We start from the raw sequence: 998 nt of genomic DNA, 5'->3' as shown, positions 1-998 counted from the left end.
TCTAGCCCTTGTCTAGCCTGAGCCATTAGCTCATTGACGATTTCAGCTGCAGGCACTGCTTTGGCAAATGGATAGCCTTGACCTGCCCACAAGGACATTGCGTTAGGGTCATTAGTTTCCCCAGCGGCTTTTCGGATAGTTTTCGTCATATGGTGGATCTGAGGATAGGCCATCGGTGCTACGGCATTGTAATCGGACATAAAACGATTGACTAACCCGCGTGCATTTCGGCCAGTGAAGGCGCGGGTAACGGTTGTAGAGCTAAATTGCGGATCGGTTAAAGCCGCTTTATGCACGGGGTGAGTTCCACTTTCCGGACAAAGTAAGAAAGCAGTGCCCAATTGTGCCGCACACGCTCCCGCCATCAACATTGCAGCCACATCGCTTCCGTGCGTGATGCCTCCAGCAGCGATTATTGGCGTATCGACGACTTGACGAACAAGACGTAACAGCACCAAAAGACTACGATCTTCTTCATTGGGTTCTTTGTTGACAAACGATGCACGATGTGCGCCAGCTTCTACCCCTTGCACACATATTGCGTCTGCACCAGCTTGTTTTGCGATCACCGCCTCTTGGGGTGTTGTGACTGTTACCACGACCAATGATCCATTGTTCTTGAGTGCCTCGATAATCTCAAGAGACGGACAGCCGAACGTAAAACTTACTACCGGTACACGCTGTTCAGTGATGATCGAAAGCTTAGCATCCCAATCATCGTCGTCTGCAAGTGGCTCTCCTAAGCTTACACCAAGTCGATCCGCCTCTGACTTTAACCGTTCTTTGTAATCAGACACGGCTTTAGCGTCTACGGACGTGCCTTTGTCTGGTACGAAAAGATTTACTCCGAAAGGGGCATCTGTTAATTTCCGTATAGCAATAATTTCTTGCCGCATTGCATCAGCCGTCTTGTAACCTCCGGCTAGAAACCCTAGACCACCAGCTTTTGATACGGCAGATGCAAGTTCGGGGGTTGATGCGCCACCTCCCATCGGTGC

At 50.3% G+C, this 998-nt stretch carries 1 protein-coding gene; it reads right to left on the bottom strand.

Going from position 1 to position 998, the window contains the following annotated elements; all coding sequences use genetic code 11:
* The coding region (locus tag AB1471_RS16935; protein WP_367780924.1) for an NAD(P)H-dependent flavin oxidoreductase at positions 1-998 on the bottom strand (998 nt) is incomplete at both ends.

Source organism: Jeotgalibacillus marinus (assembly GCF_040801915.1).
GTDB classification, from domain to species: domain Bacteria; phylum Bacillota; class Bacilli; order Bacillales; family Jeotgalibacillaceae; genus Jeotgalibacillus; species Jeotgalibacillus marinus.
Note: the sequence above shows the minus strand (reverse complement) of the source record. Positions and strands in the feature narration are given on the sequence as shown.